Here is a 15,316-nt window from a genome sequence, read left to right as displayed (position 1 = left end):
AGCTAAAAATCAAAGCAGCTGTGAATGGAATACATACCATTCGCAGCTGCTTTGTCGTTTAGAACAATGTTTAATTTTTAGTTGATAAAAGTCTCAATCAAATATTGAATAAAATATTAATATGTACTTTAAACTTTCTATGGCGGTGTAAAACAGTCCATTCACTGTGCACCGCCATAGCCGTGCGACAGCATGCGGAACACGCACATCATTGGTACACGCCAAAACGGCGTATCGCCGCACGTCAGCCCCTATTCATTGCCGCTTCTCACTATTCCTCAACGCACTCCTTTCCCCTTTTCTTATTCGCTCCATTTGGCGACCCCGCAGTCGACCCAAAAATCGGTTCCTTCCGGCCGGTTCCCAACCACAATTACATAAGGAAAAATCCATGCTTCCGGTTATCTCTCGAGCGCTCACACCCGCTCCCCGCGCACGCCGCACTTTCGCCCTCACCCTCGCACTCGCCCTCGGTGCCGTACCCGTCACCTCCGCGGTGAGCGCACAGCCTGCCGCCCACGCTGTAGAAGCCCACGCCGCAAAACCCGTCGTGAACCTGCAGCTCGTCATCAAGGCAGAGCAGCCCAAGGACGACCCCAGTTACGTTGAATGCGTCGCCAACTTCCTCGGCACCATGAGCGCCACCCCCGGCGTGTGGGCGGTCTGCCACGGCTATCTCGACAGCGAAGAATACACCGTCACCCGCCGCCACAGCAGCGCAACCGTCACCCGCGGCCAGCTGGTGCGCATGCTCTACCGCATGGCGGGATCGCCGACCGTCAAGGACCTCCCGAAAACCTCGCCCTACAAGGACGTGCCCACCACCGACCCCAACTATGCTGCGTACATTTGGGCAGCGGATGCGGGCATCACCTCCGGCTGGGATGACGGGCTCTTCCACCCGGACGATTACGCCACCCGCCACACCCTCGCCGCGTTCCTGTATCGTGCCGCAGGTAGCCCCGACGGTGCCGCACGCCTGCGCCAGATCCGCCGTCCGCTACGTGCCGAAGTCAAGAAGGCTGAACAGTTCAAGACCGAAAACCGCTGGGCAGCCCGCACGCTCGGCACCTACCCCGAAGTCGACCGCGACGGTGACGGCGCGGCAGACGTGGTGGACCCCGCCAGCCCCCTGTACTTCTCCGACGCCCTGTACATGCTCAAGGCGTACGGCGATAAGGGCCTGAAGGTTGTGGGCACTCCCGCCGTTGACTAGGAGGCCGTTGACTAGGAGTAGTACCGACCAGCTCAGCGCTAACTAGATTCAGCGCTGACTAGCGCATATATTCACCGCCCGCCGGTGCGACCCGAAGGTTGCGCAGGCGGGCGGTGCTCTGTTCCGGGTGCTGTGCTGTTCTGGCAGGTTGCGAGCACCCGTGCCCGCCGTGCATTCGCCTCCGTGCAATGAAAGGCGCCTGCGCTGCACCCGCTAAGCTAGAAGGCATGAAGATTGCCACCTGGAACATCAACTCAATCCGCGCCCGTGAGAACCGCGTCGAAGACTGGCTCGACGAACACGACGTTGACGTGCTCGCCCTGCAAGAAACCAAAACCAAGGACGAAACCTTCCCCTTCGACCTCTTCGAATTCATGGGCTACGAGGTTGCGCACTTCGGCCTGAATCAGTGGAATGGCGTGGCAATCGCCTCCCGAGTTGGCCTCGAAGACGTGCAGCGCGGCTTCGATAATCAGCCGCACTTCGGTAAGACCGGCGAGCCCGAGGTGCTGGAGGCGCGCGCGATCGGTGCGACCTGCGGCGGCGTGCGCGTCTGGAGCCTCTACGTGCCCAACGGCCGCGGCCTGACCGACCCGCATATGGACTATAAGCTCCACTGGATGGAGGCGCTGTGCCAGAACGTGCACAACGAACTGGCTGCTAACCCGCAGTCGCAGCTTGCCCTGGTCGGTGACTGGAACGTCGCCCCCGAGGATGCCGACGTGTGGGATATAGACTACTTCCTGCGCAACGAAATGACCCACGTTTCCGAACCCGAACGCCGCGCCTTCGCCGCCCTACTCGAAGAGGGCATGGTGGACGTAGTACGCCCGCACACTCCGGGCGAGTACACCTACTGGGACTACCAGGCGGGCCGCTTCACCAAGGATGAGGGCATGCGCATTGACTTTCAGCTGTTCTCGCCCGCGCTCGCCGCACGCGTGGAACGTGCCTGGATCGATAAGGTGGAACGCGCCGGTGAAGGCGCAAGCGACCACACGCCGGTCGTGGTTGAGATTGCCGACTAATCCGAGCGTATAGCTTGCCGTAGAACCGCGTGTAGTAAGGAGGCGGGGGAGGGGTCCCTCGCCTCCTTGCTGTATCTGTAGGTACTTCTGTGTCTGTACTTCTGCCTTTGCGTGCCTGTTCCTGCGCGCCTGTCTCTGGGTTTCTGCCAATATTTTGGGGTTTTCTGTGTGGCTTAGTTGAAAAGTTCGGCTAGCCGAACTATTGTTAAATTCCGCCCGGGACGACAGGCAAAAGCGCATTATGATGCCTGCGCAGACACACCGTGTCCCTAGCGTCCCGGCGCGGCAAATTCCACACATCAACCACATACTCAAACCCGTGACTTCGAATGAAGGATGCCTCATGAACGCTTTCACCCCCGCAGGCAGCAACGCACGCCGCCTCGTCCAGGCGCTCTGCGCCGCCCTCGCACTCACCCTGCTACTCGTGCTCACCGGCTGCGGTAGCACCTCCAGCACCACCGAAGGCGCTAAGAGCAGCAGCGGCAAGAAGACTGTGCTCACCACCTTCACCGTGCTCGCAGACATCGCCCGCAACGTGGCAGGCGACGACCTGAACGTTGAATCCCTCACCAAGCCCGGTGCAGAGATCCACGAGTACGAGCCCACCCCCTCTGACCTGAAGAAGGCACACGCCGCCGACCTGGTGCTCGACAACGGCCTGAACCTCGAATCCTGGTTCGCGAAGTTCGTTGAAGAATCCCACGCTAAGCACGTGACCGTCTCCGAGGGGGTCACGCCCATCTCCATTACCGAGGACGCCTACGAGGGCAAGCCCAACCCCCACGCCTGGATGAGCCCCAGCAACGTGCAAAAGTACGTGGACGTGATGATTCGCGAATTTAGTGCTCTCGACCCGGCCCACGCCGCCGACTACAAGACCCGCGGTGAAGCCTACAAGAAGCAGCTGCAGGGTGTGCGTGACGAGCTCGTCAAGGAAATCTCCACCCTGCCCGAGAACCAGCGCGCACTGGTCACCTGTGAAGGCGCCTTCTCCTACCTGGCGGCAGACGCGGGCCTGAAGGAAAAGTACATTTGGGCGGTCAACTCCGAACAGCAGGCGACCCCCTCGCAGATTTCCTCCGCGATCGACTACGTGCGCCAGAACCAGGTGCCCGCCGTGTTCTGCGAATCCACCGTCTCTGACAACCCGATGCGCCAGGTCGCAGACGCCACCGGCGCACGATTCGGCGGCGTGCTCTACGTGGACTCGCTCTCCGAGGCGAACGGCCCCGTGCCCACCTACCTGGACATGATCCGCTACGACGCACGCACCATCGTTGCGGGCCTCAAGGGCAACTCCTAAACCCGGCATAAACCCGGGCTAAACCAGGGTCAAATCCGACCTCGAAAACCCCGGGTAAACCCCAAACCCCCGATAGGATAGGAGGGGCGGTCGCCTTCTTGGCTTCGCTCCTCCCACGCCGTTAACACTCACTCACACAGCACCCGCCCACACGGCACCCACTCAGCAACACGCAAGCAAGTACACCCGCCCCACGCATACGGTGACCACCAGAAAGAACACAAGGAATGAGCACTCTTCTCAGCTGCGAAAATGTGCACGTGAACTACGGGCCAGTCCGCGCCCTCACCGGCGCATCCTTCACCCTGGACACCGGGCGTATCTGCGGCCTGATCGGCATGAACGGCTCCGGCAAATCCACCCTCTTCAAAGCCATCATGGGGGTCGTGCCCATGCACGCCGGAAGCATCACTCTCGACGGGCAGCCCGTCGGCGGTAACCGTGGCAGCCGCGGCAAGAACGCGCACCACCACCGCGCCGGACTCGTCAGCTACGTGCCGCAGAGCGAAGAAATCGACTGGACCTTCCCCATCTCCGTGCGCGAGGTCGTCAGCATGGGACGCTACCGCAACCTCGGCATCACCCGCCGCCTGCGTGCCGCAGACCGTGCCGCCGTGGATGAGGCACTCGCCCGCGTGGAACTGACCGACCTTGCCGACCGTCAGATTGGGGCGCTCTCGGGCGGTCAGCGTAAGCGCGCCTTCGTGGCACGCGCTATCGCCCAGGGCGCCCAGCTGCTGCTGCTGGATGAGCCTTTCGCCGGCGTGGACAAGCGCAGCGAGGCGATGCTCATTCAGGTCATCGAACAGCTGCGTGACGAGGGCGCGACCGTGCTGGTTTCCACGCACGACTTGGCGAGCCTGCGCCAGTTCGCCGACGAGGCGCTACTGCTACGCGGCGATATTCTGATGCACGACACCCCCGAGAAGGTGCTCGCCCCCGAGAACCTGGTGCGTGCCTTCGGCATGGAAGTGGACGCCGGCGCGTCGGTCGCTGCTACCGGCACTACTGCAAACAGCTCTGCGGAAGGGAAGAACTAAATGGACATCCTCAACTTTCTGGTGGAGCCGCTGACCCTGCCCTTCATGCTCCGCGCGTTCGTGGTCACCGTCATAGCCGCCGCCGTCTGCGCCCTGCTCTCCTGCTGGCTCGTGCTGCTCGGTTGGTCGCTCATGGGTGACGCAATCTCGCATGCGGTGCTACCCGGCGTGGTGCTCGCCTACATTTTCGGTGCGCCCTTCGCAGTGGGCGCGGTCATTGCCGCACTCCTGGCTGTGGCGCTCATCGGCGGGGTGCGGCGTAGCGGCCGCGTGCGCGAAGACGCCGCGATCGGCATCGTGTTCACGACCATGTTCGCGTTCGGTCTGGTGCTGATTTCGGTCACGCCGTCGAATACCGACCTGAACCATATTCTCTTCGGTAACGTGCTGGGCGTGTCCTGGTCGGACGTCTGGCAGGTCGCTATCCTCGCGGTGGTGGTTGCCGCCGTGCTGCTGGTCAAGCGCCGCGACTTCGTACTGTACGCCTTCGACCCGGGCTTCGCGCAGGCGGTGGGGCTGCGTCCGCGTCTGCTCGGCGCGCTGCTACTCATTATGCTGGCGCTAACCTCCGTGGTGGCGCTGCAAATCGTGGGCGTGGTGCTGGTCGTGGCGATGCTCGTCATCCCCGGCTCCACCGCGCGCCTCATCACGGACCGGTTTGTGCCGATGCTCGCGGTGAGCGTGGGAGTCTCCCTGGCCGGCACGCTGACCGGCCTGTACGCCAGCTACCACGCGGATGTATCTCCCGGCGGTGCCGTGGTCGTCACGCAGGGCATACTGTTCGCCCTGGCGTACGTGTTCGCCCCGCGCTACGGTCTGCTGGGCAGGATGCGTGCCCGCCGACTCAGCACTGCTGCAACGAAAACTGAGCCCTCAGCTTCCTAAAACTAACTCAATACAGCGCTAGGCGGAGGCCCTTTACGGGACCTCCGCCTAGCGCTATTTTCTGAAATTCTAGGGTGCCTCTACCGCCCTGCGCCTAGCGCACCGTGCGGGACACGAACAGGGAGGCGGTCGCCTCCGCACCCAACGGAATAATGGTGCCGCCGGGCTTCACCGCGCCAGCCGCGTCCGTCTCGTGCAGGTTGCCGGAACCGGCACCGACCACGCTCACGTTCACCGCCTCCGAGAAGGGCGCACCCTCCTCAATGTGTAGGCGCACGCCGGGCACAAAACCGTGGCCCTGCAGGTAACGCAGCAGGCGCGGGTCATCATCGTTAATGCGTTCGAGCACGACTGTTTCGCCGGGTTCGCACTGGCTCAGCGGCACGGTCTGCGGAAAACTAATATGCCCCGAAGAATCCGGAATCGGGTCGCCGTGCGGGTCGCGGGTCGGGTGCCCCAGCAGGGTGTCGATGCGGTCCACCATGAAGTCGGATACCGCGTGCTCCAGAACCTCCGCCTCGTCGTGCACACGGTCCCAGGTGTAGCCGAGCGTCTCCACGAGGAACGTCTCAATGAGGCGGTGGCGGCGGATCATTGCCAGCGCGTAGGAGCGGCCGGTTTCAGTAAGCTCAATAGCGCCGTAGGGCTGATGCTCGATCAGGTCGGCGGCGGCGAGGCGCTTGAGGCCGTCAGATACCGAAGAAATGCGCAGGCCCATGCGTTCTGCCAGGGCGGATGCGGTGGCAGGGGTTTTGGTCCATTCTTCGAGGCTCCAGATTTCCTTGAGATAGTTCTGGGTGCTGACGGAAAGTTCTGAAAGAGGCATAAAGATAAGTCTACCTTTTCTCTGGTTTTGCCCGTCGAGCTACAGGGTATTCAGCGCGGGCTTAAAGAGCGTCCCGCCCGGACGGTTCACCCCTGGCAGGGGGTGACCATCACGGGCGGGATCAGGTGTTCGGTTCCGCGCTGGCAGGTACGAGAGGCTGGTAGGCACTATAGGCGGGCAAGCGCGAAAGAATGAGGGATGCGCGGCGGCGGTTAGGTGGCACGGCGGCGCGAACGGTCAATACGGGTCAGCAGTTCGATGAGCGCACCGCGTGCCGCCTGCTCCTCGTGCCAGAGGGAGCGGACGAGGGTGCGGCTGACTGCCTGGGTGGTGATGCCGAGCGCGGTTGCGGCGGCCTTCTGCTGGCCGCGTACGCCGGGTACGAGCAGGTTTACTACGCGCCATTCGGCGTCGGTGCGGTCGGCGCATACGCGGTAGAGCAGGCGTGCGGAGCCTGCGGCGAGGTCGGCGAGGTGGCGGTTGTCGGCGCTGACGCTGATGCAGCGTACGGGTGCGCCTCCTTGTGCTTCTTCGACGGCGAGGCGTGAGAATTCGAGGGCGTCGCCGGTGCAGTCGGTGGTGCTGACGGCGCCGAGTGCGCCTGCGAATCGGGGGATGTTGAGCTCGCCGATTCCGATGCCGACCCAGAAGCCGTTATCGCGCGCGGCAATGAGCGCCGCGTGGAGTGCGTCGCTGGCGCGGTCGAAGGCGCCCTGAATTTCATCAGGGTATGTCTGGGCGAAGGCAACACGCGGGTTGAGCTTTGCGAGTTCGTCCGACAGTGCAGTGAGTGAGTGCTGTGCGGAACGTTGAATAAAGGTTAGAACGAACACCTTCCTATTATGCCGTAAAACCTTCAACAAGCGGCGTAAGGTTCGCCGTAATACCGGCAACATTTAAACCCCTAAAAATGCGCATTGATAAGGGGAATTATCGTGAGCATGCACTGTGTGCAGAAATCCTCGAAAGGACGTAGAACACCCCCGAAAGGAAAATAATTTTCATGCAAGTGCACGTTGAATTATTCGCTTTCGGGGGCGTTGAGTGGAGTTGATAGACGGGGCTACCGCGGAACTACTGTGCGTTCGTTACCTGCGAGATATGCGGTAGCTGACGCAGCGGCTTCTGGAATACCATCACCACCAGCGACAGGAAAATGAACACCGCGTAGAACAGCGCCGTGTACGTAATACCCCAATCAACAATGAGGAAGCCTGCCAGCAGAACAGCCAGTGGGGTCAGCGCCATATTCGGGATGCCCTGCACCGAGTGCACGCGACCGATCATATGCTCCGGGGTGGACGCGTTAATGTACGCAATGATGCTCGAATTGAAGGAGGGGAGCACAATACCCGCCAGCACAATCAGCAGGCACACCGCCCACAGCATCGAATGAACCACCGGCAACAACAGGTAGCAGGCCGACATGATGGCCAGGGAGGTGATACCGAGCGGGCCGAGCGCAAACTTCTCGGTCAGCGGGCCGACCAGGAACGAGCCGAGCAGCACGCCCACGCCGAAGGCGCTCGCAAAGATGCCGATGAAGAGCGGGTGCGCGCCCTCCAGGGTGTAGTAGTAGATGAAGGTGAGCGGAATACCGACCGTTCCAAAGTTCGCAAGCGTTGAAACGAATGCAATGGACACCAGCACCTTGTTCTTCAGGATGTACTCGAAACCGGCTTTTGAGTCCTGCCAGAAGCTGGTTTTCTCTCCTTCTTCCTCTTCTGCGGGCTGCCGACTAGCACCGTAGCTCTTGGGCGCGACGATGAACGCCAACAGGTTCACAATCGCGTGAACGGCGGTCATGAGCACGGTCGAGAACCCGATAATGATGCCCGCGACCGGGCCACCCAGCAGGTTGGCGGTGGACTCGCGCGTCTCGCCCATACCGGAGGCGTACCCCAGGTGTTCCTTGGGCACTACGCGGGTGATGATGGACTGCTCACTCGGGTAGTCGAAGGTTGAAATGATGGCGGCGAGAGAAATCGTAATCACCAAAACGTAAATATTGGTGACATTGAAAACGAGGTAGAGAAGAATCGCAACCCAGGACAGCGACTGGCCGATACAGGACAGCGCCAGGCACTTCGAGGGGCCGATTCTATCAACCCATGTTCCGGATATCGCCCCGGCGCAGGTAGCGAGAACACCCGCGACAAAGAGGGTGATGCTCGCGGCCTCGGGGGAGCCGGTCAGCGCCAAAATAATGATGGGCGTGGTGATATAGCTCATCGAGTCTGAGAGCTGGTTGGCTCCAATGGCGAAGAGAGTATTTCGAAAATCTCTATTCTTGAGTAGCTCGGTGTTGACACTCATGGGGGACCTCCACTGTGTATGAATTACTGTAATCGAACATATTTTGATGTATTGCTTTACCTAAACTTTGTGGCTTAAGTTTGGCAAGATACCTAATTCCTTCATATGCGGCAAGTGATCCAGATATAAGGACTATAGGAGATATTGCAGCATTTATCTCTGGGACTTTATCTGTATGAGCTTCCTCGTAACCTAGACGAGTCATATTTCGTAGATTACTTTCACGGATGCATCTATAGCATCCTGTAACCTTTGGGTCATAGATGCAACAATTAATTATTGGGCCATTGTAGCTTGCATCAATCCATGGCTTACCAGATTTTAATGAAGCATCAGAGAACCAAAATGGTATATCGTCTGGACTGTCAGCGCAACGGTACACTAGGTCATATTCATTAAAATATTTAATGAGGTCATCAGAGGAAGTAATTTTCTTATCTTCGGATGTAATAAGAATTTCTGAATTTATTTTTTGGAGATTTTTCATGGCAGCCGTTGATTTTTTGAGCCCAAGGTCTTTTTCTGTGTATAGAATTTGCCTATTGAGATTCGACTCTTCAACATTGTCAAAATCAACTATGTGTATTTGAGATACTCCTGAAGAGGCTAAGTTCATGGCCACGGATCCACCAATTCCTCCAAGACCTACAATTGCAATCTTCGAGGAGGACAGAATATTTTGCACCCGAAAAGGGTCGCTACTTCCTGAAGTGTCAATCCAAGAAAAGAATTCACGACTTCTTGAGTACCTATTAGATTTTGTAGATAATTTAAGGTAGGATCCATCTTCTATGTGACCCATCGTTATGAGTGATTCTATAATTTTCTTTGAATTTTTAGGAGTTAATCCTAAAATTTCTGATGTCTTTATAACTACCTCATCTATCGTGTATTCTCCTGTTAAAATCTCATTCAGGTTCTTAAAATTTCCCGAGGGGTCATGAATTGTGTTTGATATGCCTTGTGTTATAGATCCAATAATGAATCTATTGTTTTTAATTTTTATAATTGAGTGACCAAATCGAAGCTTTGGGTACATTTTTCCATCTTTCTATCTGTTGGATGTTTGTATGCGTAGAGGGGCTCGAGTAACTGAGATTACCGAGCCCCTCTGGAGGTGGTTATTTACTGTCCGCCTACACGATGTGCCGGAGGACGGGTACCACCATGAGCCCTCTTGAGCTCATCTTCGGATGAGGTAATCAAATCCTGAATATCGAGTTCCATTGGTGTTCCTTTCGACAGATAGTCATCTATGGCTATCGAATCTTGGCTGAGCGAGTCAGCTCAACCCCCAACATCTGTTGGTGTCTTAAATCATAGTGGAGATATGAGTCATATGCATGAACTCATGTTGAAAAACTTTCCTCATTTTGAGTATTGACATTAGGGTTAGTTTGACTACAATTCATTCTTGGTGGTTCCGCCCGGCTAAACCCTGGCTAAGCTCTGGTCGAACCTCAGCTAAACCCGATTGCGGGCGCACCAAAGACGCCCGCAACGCAGCGGGCGGGGGAGTGTAGAAGAGCGCAGAATAAGGGCTTCACTAGGGGTGCTACTCCACCAGGCCCGCGAAGCCCGACAGAGCCAGCACCTCCTCAACATCCTGTGGCACCGAACGCGCCACCCACGGCGAATGCACCAACACCGCCTGCCACTGACCGCGCGACACCGCCACATTCAAACGATTCGGCGACAACACAAACCCGGCACCGCGCCCAGAATCAACCCGCGACGACGCCAACGACACCAACACCACTGCAGCCTCCTGACCCTGGAACTTATCCACCGTACCCACACGCACGCCAGCACCCGAAGAATCCGCCAAACCAGCAGCAATCAGCGCCTCACGCACACAATCAACCTGCGCGTTATACGCCGCCACCACAATGCAATCCTCCGCCGCCAACGGGCGCGGCTCAGCACCAGCCGCCGGAACCCACTCACGACCCAATAACTCGCGCACGCAATCCACCACCGCCTGCGCCTCCTGCACAGAACGCACCGAACAACCCGCATGCTCCACCGGATACGACACCACACCCGGCGCAACACCCTGCAAGGCGCGACCAGCCGTCGCCGCCGCGCTCGCCAACGCGCCATCATACGACAGCCACGAAACCCGCTCGCACAACGCCGAATCCATACGCCACGACTCACCCAAGAAATAGCCAAAACGAGGATCCAGCGCCGCCGCCCCGTCAGACAACCAGCCCAACGCCGAAACGTCCACCGGGTACGGGTGCACACCCGTCGACACCTGCGGCAACTGCTGCGGATCGCCCAACAGCAGCACCGAACGAGCCGCACGAGCCGCCGCCACCGTATTCGTCAGAGAGAACTGGCCCGCCTCATCAACCACCAGAACATCCAGCGACTCGGCAGGCACACGACGCTCACTCACGTAATCCCACACCGTGCCGCCAAACAGCAGGCCGCCCGCACCAGAAATCAGCTCCACCAGCTCAGAATCAGACACCTCAGACCACGGGGCGTCCGGGGTCACCGACTTACCGCGCAGACGCACCGCACGCGAAACATCAAAACCATCACGGGCACAGCACGCCACCATGAGATTCTCAATCACCGCATGCGACTGAGCCACCACGCCCACCTTCGCACCCTCAGCCACCAGGCGCGCAATCACATGCGAGGCGAGGAAGGTCTTACCCGCACCCGGAGGGCCCTGAACCGCCACATAGGAATGGTCGAGAGCGCGAACCGCCGCGTGCACGGCATCCACCGTGGGCAGGTCAGAGCCGGAAAAATCAACCTCAAAGGGTAGATTTTCTACATTTTTGGTGTTCGAGGTGCTCCTCTTCATGCGCGGCGCGCGGCGGAACAGCAAATCCGTGGAGGCACTTTTCACCCCCGTCAGCGAAGCCGCCGCATCGAGCACGCTCGGCAGGGTGCGGGACGAGGAGGGAGCCTCGGAGGGCTCGGAATCTTCATCGGATACGGGGTCATTAAGCACGGAGTCGTTGGGCATGAGCGCGCCGCCGAAGAGCAACCCGTGCACATCAGACTGCAGAGCCGCCTCAATCGTCGCCGTAGACACCGGATCGCCAGGACCAATACCCGAAGGCAGGGCACGGTGCGGCTCATCCTTCACGCGGATGCGCTCCTGCAGAAGCACCTCCAAGAACTCGCCAGCCGACTCGCCGGTCGACTTGCCGGACTCTGCGGCAGCCTCTTCGGGGTTCGCAGAATCCTCGGAACCGGCACGGAAACCACCCTGCGCTACCGCCAGCACACGCATGCCAAAGAAACCCGTCGCCGCCAACTCAGCGGGCACACGCTCACCCGGATTCGACGCACGGAAATAATTCAGCTGCGACTCCATACGGTCCAGCGCAATCTGCGGGCTCAACCCCGCCTCATACGCACAAAAAACCGCACGGTCAGAGGGCGCAATCACCAGGCTCGGGTCAGCCTCAATTCGCGCACGCAACAGGCGCACCTGCGCGCCGCGCACACGATACCAGCCGGGGGCGTCTTCAACCTCGGTGGGCTCCTTCATGGCGGCGGCTAGCGCCTCCAGGTCTGCGGGGGTGTTCAGAAGAGCATGCGCATGCTCCGCCGAAAGCACCTGCACTCGATCAAGGTACGCGTAATCGCGGCTCGCTACCCACGCCGTCGGGCCGTCCTCCAGTCGGCGAATGTGCTCACGCCAGAACGGGGCACGCTCGCGGCGGTGATAATTCGTCATGGATAGTAGCATCGCCGCCTCAAGCTCGCCGGCACCCCAGCCGTGCTCTGCCGCGTGCTCCTCTAGGGAAGCGAGCTGGGCATCTAGCAGGCACTGCAGGCGGTACTGTTCGCTGTCGTTCTCGACGGCGGCGGGCACCCGGTACATGACCGGGTGCTCCTCAGGTTCGGGATTCTCGGCGGTATCTTCGGCAGTGTCTTCGGTGACGAGCTCCGGGGCTTCGGTCGCGAGGGCAAGAGATGCCGCCGCGTTCAGGCACGCCGGGCACTCGCCGCAGGTCAGAAAATAGGGGATGCGCTCGGCAAGTTCCGCCGGTTCTACACCCTCGTTCAGCGCCTCGGTGAGCAGCAGGAGGCGCTGCTCCTGCAGGCGAATCAGCGGCAGAATGCGCGCCGAATCAACCCGGTGAGGTTGAGGAACGGGGGAGTGGTGCTCAGTATGCTCGGTGGGCCCCGATTCGGACCCCGCGCTGTACTCATCCACGCCGTGCTCCAGATGAAGGTCGAGGCGCGCGGCATTCTTGGTGTTCTCGGCGCTCTCGGTTGCACTAGCGGTCAGCAGGTGCGCCGCCAGGGCACCGCGCAATAGCGCCCGATACGCCGCCTCACCCAGGTGCGGGGTGCAAACGATTAGGGCGGTATTGCTCTCGGCGGTGCTGTCCGCAACCGGGCAGTCGAGGCGGTCGAGCTCCACCGTGTAGGTCAGCCCCGCCGCGGAGGTCGCCACCAGGGGCACCGGGCGCGCCGTACCACCCGCATGCTCACTGCTGACTACTCCACTGCCAACTACTGCACTGCCGATCATTCCTCCGGCGGTCAGCGCTCGCAGGCACTCGCGGTACGCTTCGCGGGCGCGCTCGGACTTCTCGGGGGCTGGGCGTGCAGACTGCTTCTGCGCACGCTCTCGAAGCTCGGTGTAGAGCCGCAACTCGCAGGCGGAGGTGGCGGTCAAATCAGCGAGGGTGAAGGTGAGGTTCATGGCGACTTTTCTGCTGGAGGAGAGAGAAACAAGGCGGGTGTGAAACCCTGCCGGGTGAGCGGGCGCGAGCCCCGGTGGAGAGAGGTGTGAGTACCCTACGCCACCCCTCGCCCCGAGAGGTTGATTTTCAGGTTTCACGTGAAACACTACAGAAAATCAACCTGCACGGGATGATTTAGGGGGTCTTTAGTGCTTCCGCAGTAGCTTCCGGCGCACTAGAAGCACTCGGCGCGGTCGAACGGTTCGCAATCGCCGCCGCGGCAGCGTCCACGCGTTCCTTCGCGGCGGGTAGCGCATCCGCACCGCCCAGATTGTTCAGAATAATCGCGAAAATCAGGCGGGTGCCGTCGGGTCGGGTCGCCACACCGCACAGCGAAGATACCGTGTACAGGGTGCCGGTCTTCGCCTGCACAAAAGTGCGTGCGTGCACGGCGTTCGCCGCACCAAAACGACCGGATAGGGTGCCGCTCACGCCCGCGACCGGGAACGTGCTCATCAGCTGCTCCGCATGCTCATCAGCATTCAGCAGAGCCACAACCTGCACGAGGGTTCGGGCGGTCACGCGGTCCGTTAAGGACATGCCGCACACGTCTGCCTGCACCAGGTTTTCAATGTTCACGCCGGCATCCACGAGTGCCTGGCGCACGGTCTGCTGTGCCGCTTCGCCGCTGCCTTCCTTACCTGCGGCAATGGCGGCGCAACGGCCGAGCACCTCGGCGAGGGCGTTGTCGGATTCGAGCATCATGTGTTGTGCCTGCTCCAGCAGGGTTGCCGATTCGACCGCGGCGATTTCAACTGCTTCCGCGGGGGCGGTGCGGCGCTCCGCGAGGGTGAAGCTCATGCCGGATTCCTTGCCGGCGGTGTTGAGCGCATCCACGAACGCCTGCTGGGCGGCAACCGCCGCATCATCCGGGCGCACCGGGTTGCTTGCGGTGGACTTGCCTGGCACCGTGTGCGATTCGAGCGCAATCGGGTGAATGGGCGTGATCTGGCCGGACGCCACGTCGGCGGCATCCCAGCCGGGGTTCACGCCGGGGCCGCTGAAGAAGGTGCCGTCAAGGTAGACGGGTAGCGCCGCGGTCGGCTTCTCGCCCTCGTTCAGCGCCTTCACGGTCAGCTCGGCGAGGGTGGTTAGGCCTGCGCGTCCGACAATCTGCTTCGGGTCAGAGGCGCCCGCGCCGAGCAGGGTGTCGCCGCCTGCCATGAGGTACAGTCCGGCGGAGTCGCGGGTGACGCGTGTGCGCAGGCGCGCCTGCAGGTTCGCGTAGTGGTTGAGTGCGAACAGGGTCAGCACCTTAAAAGTGGAGGCGGGTACGCGTGCGGTGTCGGCGTTGGCGGCGTAGAGGTCGGCGGGTGCGGTGGCCGCCTTGATGCTGGGCAGGTTGCCGTCCATGCCGGTGACGAGCAGGCTGTACTGCGGGTAGGTGCCGCCTGCGAAGAGCGCGGTGAGGGCGGCACGTAGCTGTTCCTGCTCCGCTTCGGGCAGTGCGGGTGCGAGGGTCGGGGTGGCGCTGGGGGTTGCGGAGGCGGTCGCCTCGACGGTGCCGGTGGGGCTGCCGGTTGCGCTGCCGGTGGGGCTTGTGGAACCTTCGGGGCGTTTCTGTTCGGTTGCGGCGGATCCGCAGGCGGTGAGGAGGAACATGCCGCCGAGGGTGAGGGCGGCGCGTCGGGTGAGGGTGGTGGTCTGGGTGTTGTGCTTGTTGGAAGGCATCTTTTGAGCATAGCGGGCGGATGGGGTGCCTATCGAATTTACGCGCCGGTGCTGGGATGCTCATGCCGTGTTCCTGCCGCCCCTCGCGGACCCTCTCTGGGCTGCCCGGTACGGCGGCCGGGTGCGCCGGCGGGGCGCGCTGGCGGGCGTGGGACTAGGCGGAATGTTAACTGTGGTGTGAGCGTGGTAAATTACGCTGGTTTTGGCGCCGAATACGCGGTTTCGGTGTGCGTGAACGGGTTACAATGGGTGAGTTCAACACCTAACTTTCGCACCTTGCGCGCCGAAGTCGCCGCGAAAG

General features: G+C 60.6%; 11 protein-coding genes. 5 read left to right on the top strand and 6 right to left on the bottom strand.

The window, feature by feature from the left end; genetic code table 11:
• Positions 1-391: 391 nt before the first annotated feature.
• The 5 genes from HMPREF2682_RS06020 (at position 392) to HMPREF2682_RS06000 (ending at position 5,475) form a co-directional block, all read left to right on the top strand.
• Complete coding sequence (locus HMPREF2682_RS06020; protein ID WP_070832292.1) at positions 392-1,216, top strand: S-layer homology domain-containing protein; 825 nt, start codon at positions 392-394, stop codon at positions 1,214-1,216.
• Between the two features lie 227 nt (positions 1,217-1,443).
• Positions 1,444-2,244, top strand: coding sequence for an exodeoxyribonuclease III (locus HMPREF2682_RS06015; protein ID WP_049337791.1), 801 nt, complete (start codon positions 1,444-1,446; stop codon positions 2,242-2,244).
• 343 nt (positions 2,245-2,587) lie between these two features.
• The gene (locus HMPREF2682_RS06010; RefSeq protein WP_070832289.1) at positions 2,588-3,550 is read left to right on the top strand and encodes a metal ABC transporter substrate-binding protein; all 963 of its coding nucleotides are present in this window, start codon (positions 2,588-2,590) and stop codon (positions 3,548-3,550) included.
• A gap of 227 nt (positions 3,551-3,777) precedes the next feature.
• A complete protein-coding gene (locus HMPREF2682_RS06005) occupies positions 3,778-4,590 on the top strand; it encodes a metal ABC transporter ATP-binding protein (RefSeq protein ID WP_070832287.1) in 813 nt (270 codons plus the stop codon).
• Positions 4,591-5,475, top strand: a complete 885-nt coding sequence (locus HMPREF2682_RS06000) for a metal ABC transporter permease (RefSeq protein ID WP_005507642.1) — start codon at positions 4,591-4,593, stop codon at positions 5,473-5,475.
• A gap of 94 nt (positions 5,476-5,569) precedes the next feature.
• Here HMPREF2682_RS06000 and HMPREF2682_RS05995 read toward each other — a convergent pair whose 3' ends face one another.
• The 6 genes from HMPREF2682_RS05995 to dacB form a co-directional block, all read right to left on the bottom strand.
• A complete protein-coding gene (locus tag HMPREF2682_RS05995; RefSeq protein ID WP_005504316.1) occupies positions 5,570-6,301 on the bottom strand; it encodes a metal-dependent transcriptional regulator in 732 nt (243 codons plus the stop codon).
• A 212-nt stretch (positions 6,302-6,513) separates the two neighbouring features.
• Entirely contained in the window at positions 6,514-7,134 is a 621-nt protein-coding gene (locus HMPREF2682_RS05990) for a hypothetical protein (protein ID WP_005507641.1), read from the bottom strand.
• A gap of 241 nt (positions 7,135-7,375) precedes the next feature.
• A complete protein-coding gene (locus HMPREF2682_RS05985; protein WP_070832285.1) occupies positions 7,376-8,617 on the bottom strand; it encodes an MFS transporter in 1,242 nt (413 codons plus the stop codon).
• The gene (locus HMPREF2682_RS09285; RefSeq protein ID WP_005504319.1) at positions 8,586-9,656 is read right to left on the bottom strand and encodes a HesA/MoeB/ThiF family protein; all 1,071 of its coding nucleotides are present in this window, start codon (positions 9,654-9,656) and stop codon (positions 8,586-8,588) included. Before HMPREF2682_RS09285 ends, HMPREF2682_RS05985 begins: the two co-directional genes overlap by 32 nt.
• 516 nt (positions 9,657-10,172) lie before the next feature.
• A complete protein-coding gene (locus HMPREF2682_RS05980) occupies positions 10,173-13,304 on the bottom strand; it encodes a DEAD/DEAH box helicase (RefSeq protein ID WP_070832282.1) in 3,132 nt (1,043 codons plus the stop codon).
• A 175-nt stretch (positions 13,305-13,479) separates the two neighbouring features.
• Entirely contained in the window at positions 13,480-15,015 is a 1,536-nt protein-coding gene (gene dacB / locus HMPREF2682_RS05975; protein ID WP_070832279.1) for a D-alanyl-D-alanine carboxypeptidase/D-alanyl-D-alanine endopeptidase, read from the bottom strand.
• Positions 15,016-15,316: the final 301 nt, after the last annotated feature.

It is taken from the genome of Rothia sp. HMSC061D12 (assembly GCF_001836735.1).
Classification (GTDB): domain Bacteria; phylum Actinomycetota; class Actinomycetes; order Actinomycetales; family Micrococcaceae; genus Rothia.
Note: the sequence above shows the minus strand (reverse complement) of the source record. Positions and strands in the feature narration are given on the sequence as shown.

Excerpts from the sequence above, each read along its gene's own strand:
- HMPREF2682_RS05995 (WP_005504316.1), bottom strand. The coding sequence starts at position 6,301 with ATGCCTCTTTCAGAACTTTCCGTCAGCACCCAGAACTATCTCAAGGAA.
- HMPREF2682_RS06000 (WP_005507642.1), top strand. The coding sequence starts at position 4,591 with ATGGACATCCTCAACTTTCTGGTGGAGCCGCTGACCCTGCCCTTCATG.
- HMPREF2682_RS09285 (WP_005504319.1), bottom strand. The coding sequence starts at position 9,656 with ATGTACCCAAAGCTTCGATTTGGTCACTCAATTATAAAAATTAAAAAC.
- dacB (WP_070832279.1), bottom strand. The coding sequence starts at position 15,015 with ATGCCTTCCAACAAGCACAACACCCAGACCACCACCCTCACCCGACGC.
- HMPREF2682_RS05980 (WP_070832282.1), bottom strand. The coding sequence starts at position 13,304 with ATGAACCTCACCTTCACCCTCGCTGATTTGACCGCCACCTCCGCCTGC.
- HMPREF2682_RS06015 (WP_049337791.1), top strand. The coding sequence starts at position 1,444 with ATGAAGATTGCCACCTGGAACATCAACTCAATCCGCGCCCGTGAGAAC.
- HMPREF2682_RS05985 (WP_070832285.1), bottom strand. The coding sequence starts at position 8,617 with ATGAGTGTCAACACCGAGCTACTCAAGAATAGAGATTTTCGAAATACT.
- HMPREF2682_RS06010 (WP_070832289.1), top strand. The coding sequence starts at position 2,588 with ATGAACGCTTTCACCCCCGCAGGCAGCAACGCACGCCGCCTCGTCCAG.
- HMPREF2682_RS06005 (WP_070832287.1), top strand. The coding sequence starts at position 3,778 with ATGAGCACTCTTCTCAGCTGCGAAAATGTGCACGTGAACTACGGGCCA.
- HMPREF2682_RS06020 (WP_070832292.1), top strand. The coding sequence starts at position 392 with ATGCTTCCGGTTATCTCTCGAGCGCTCACACCCGCTCCCCGCGCACGC.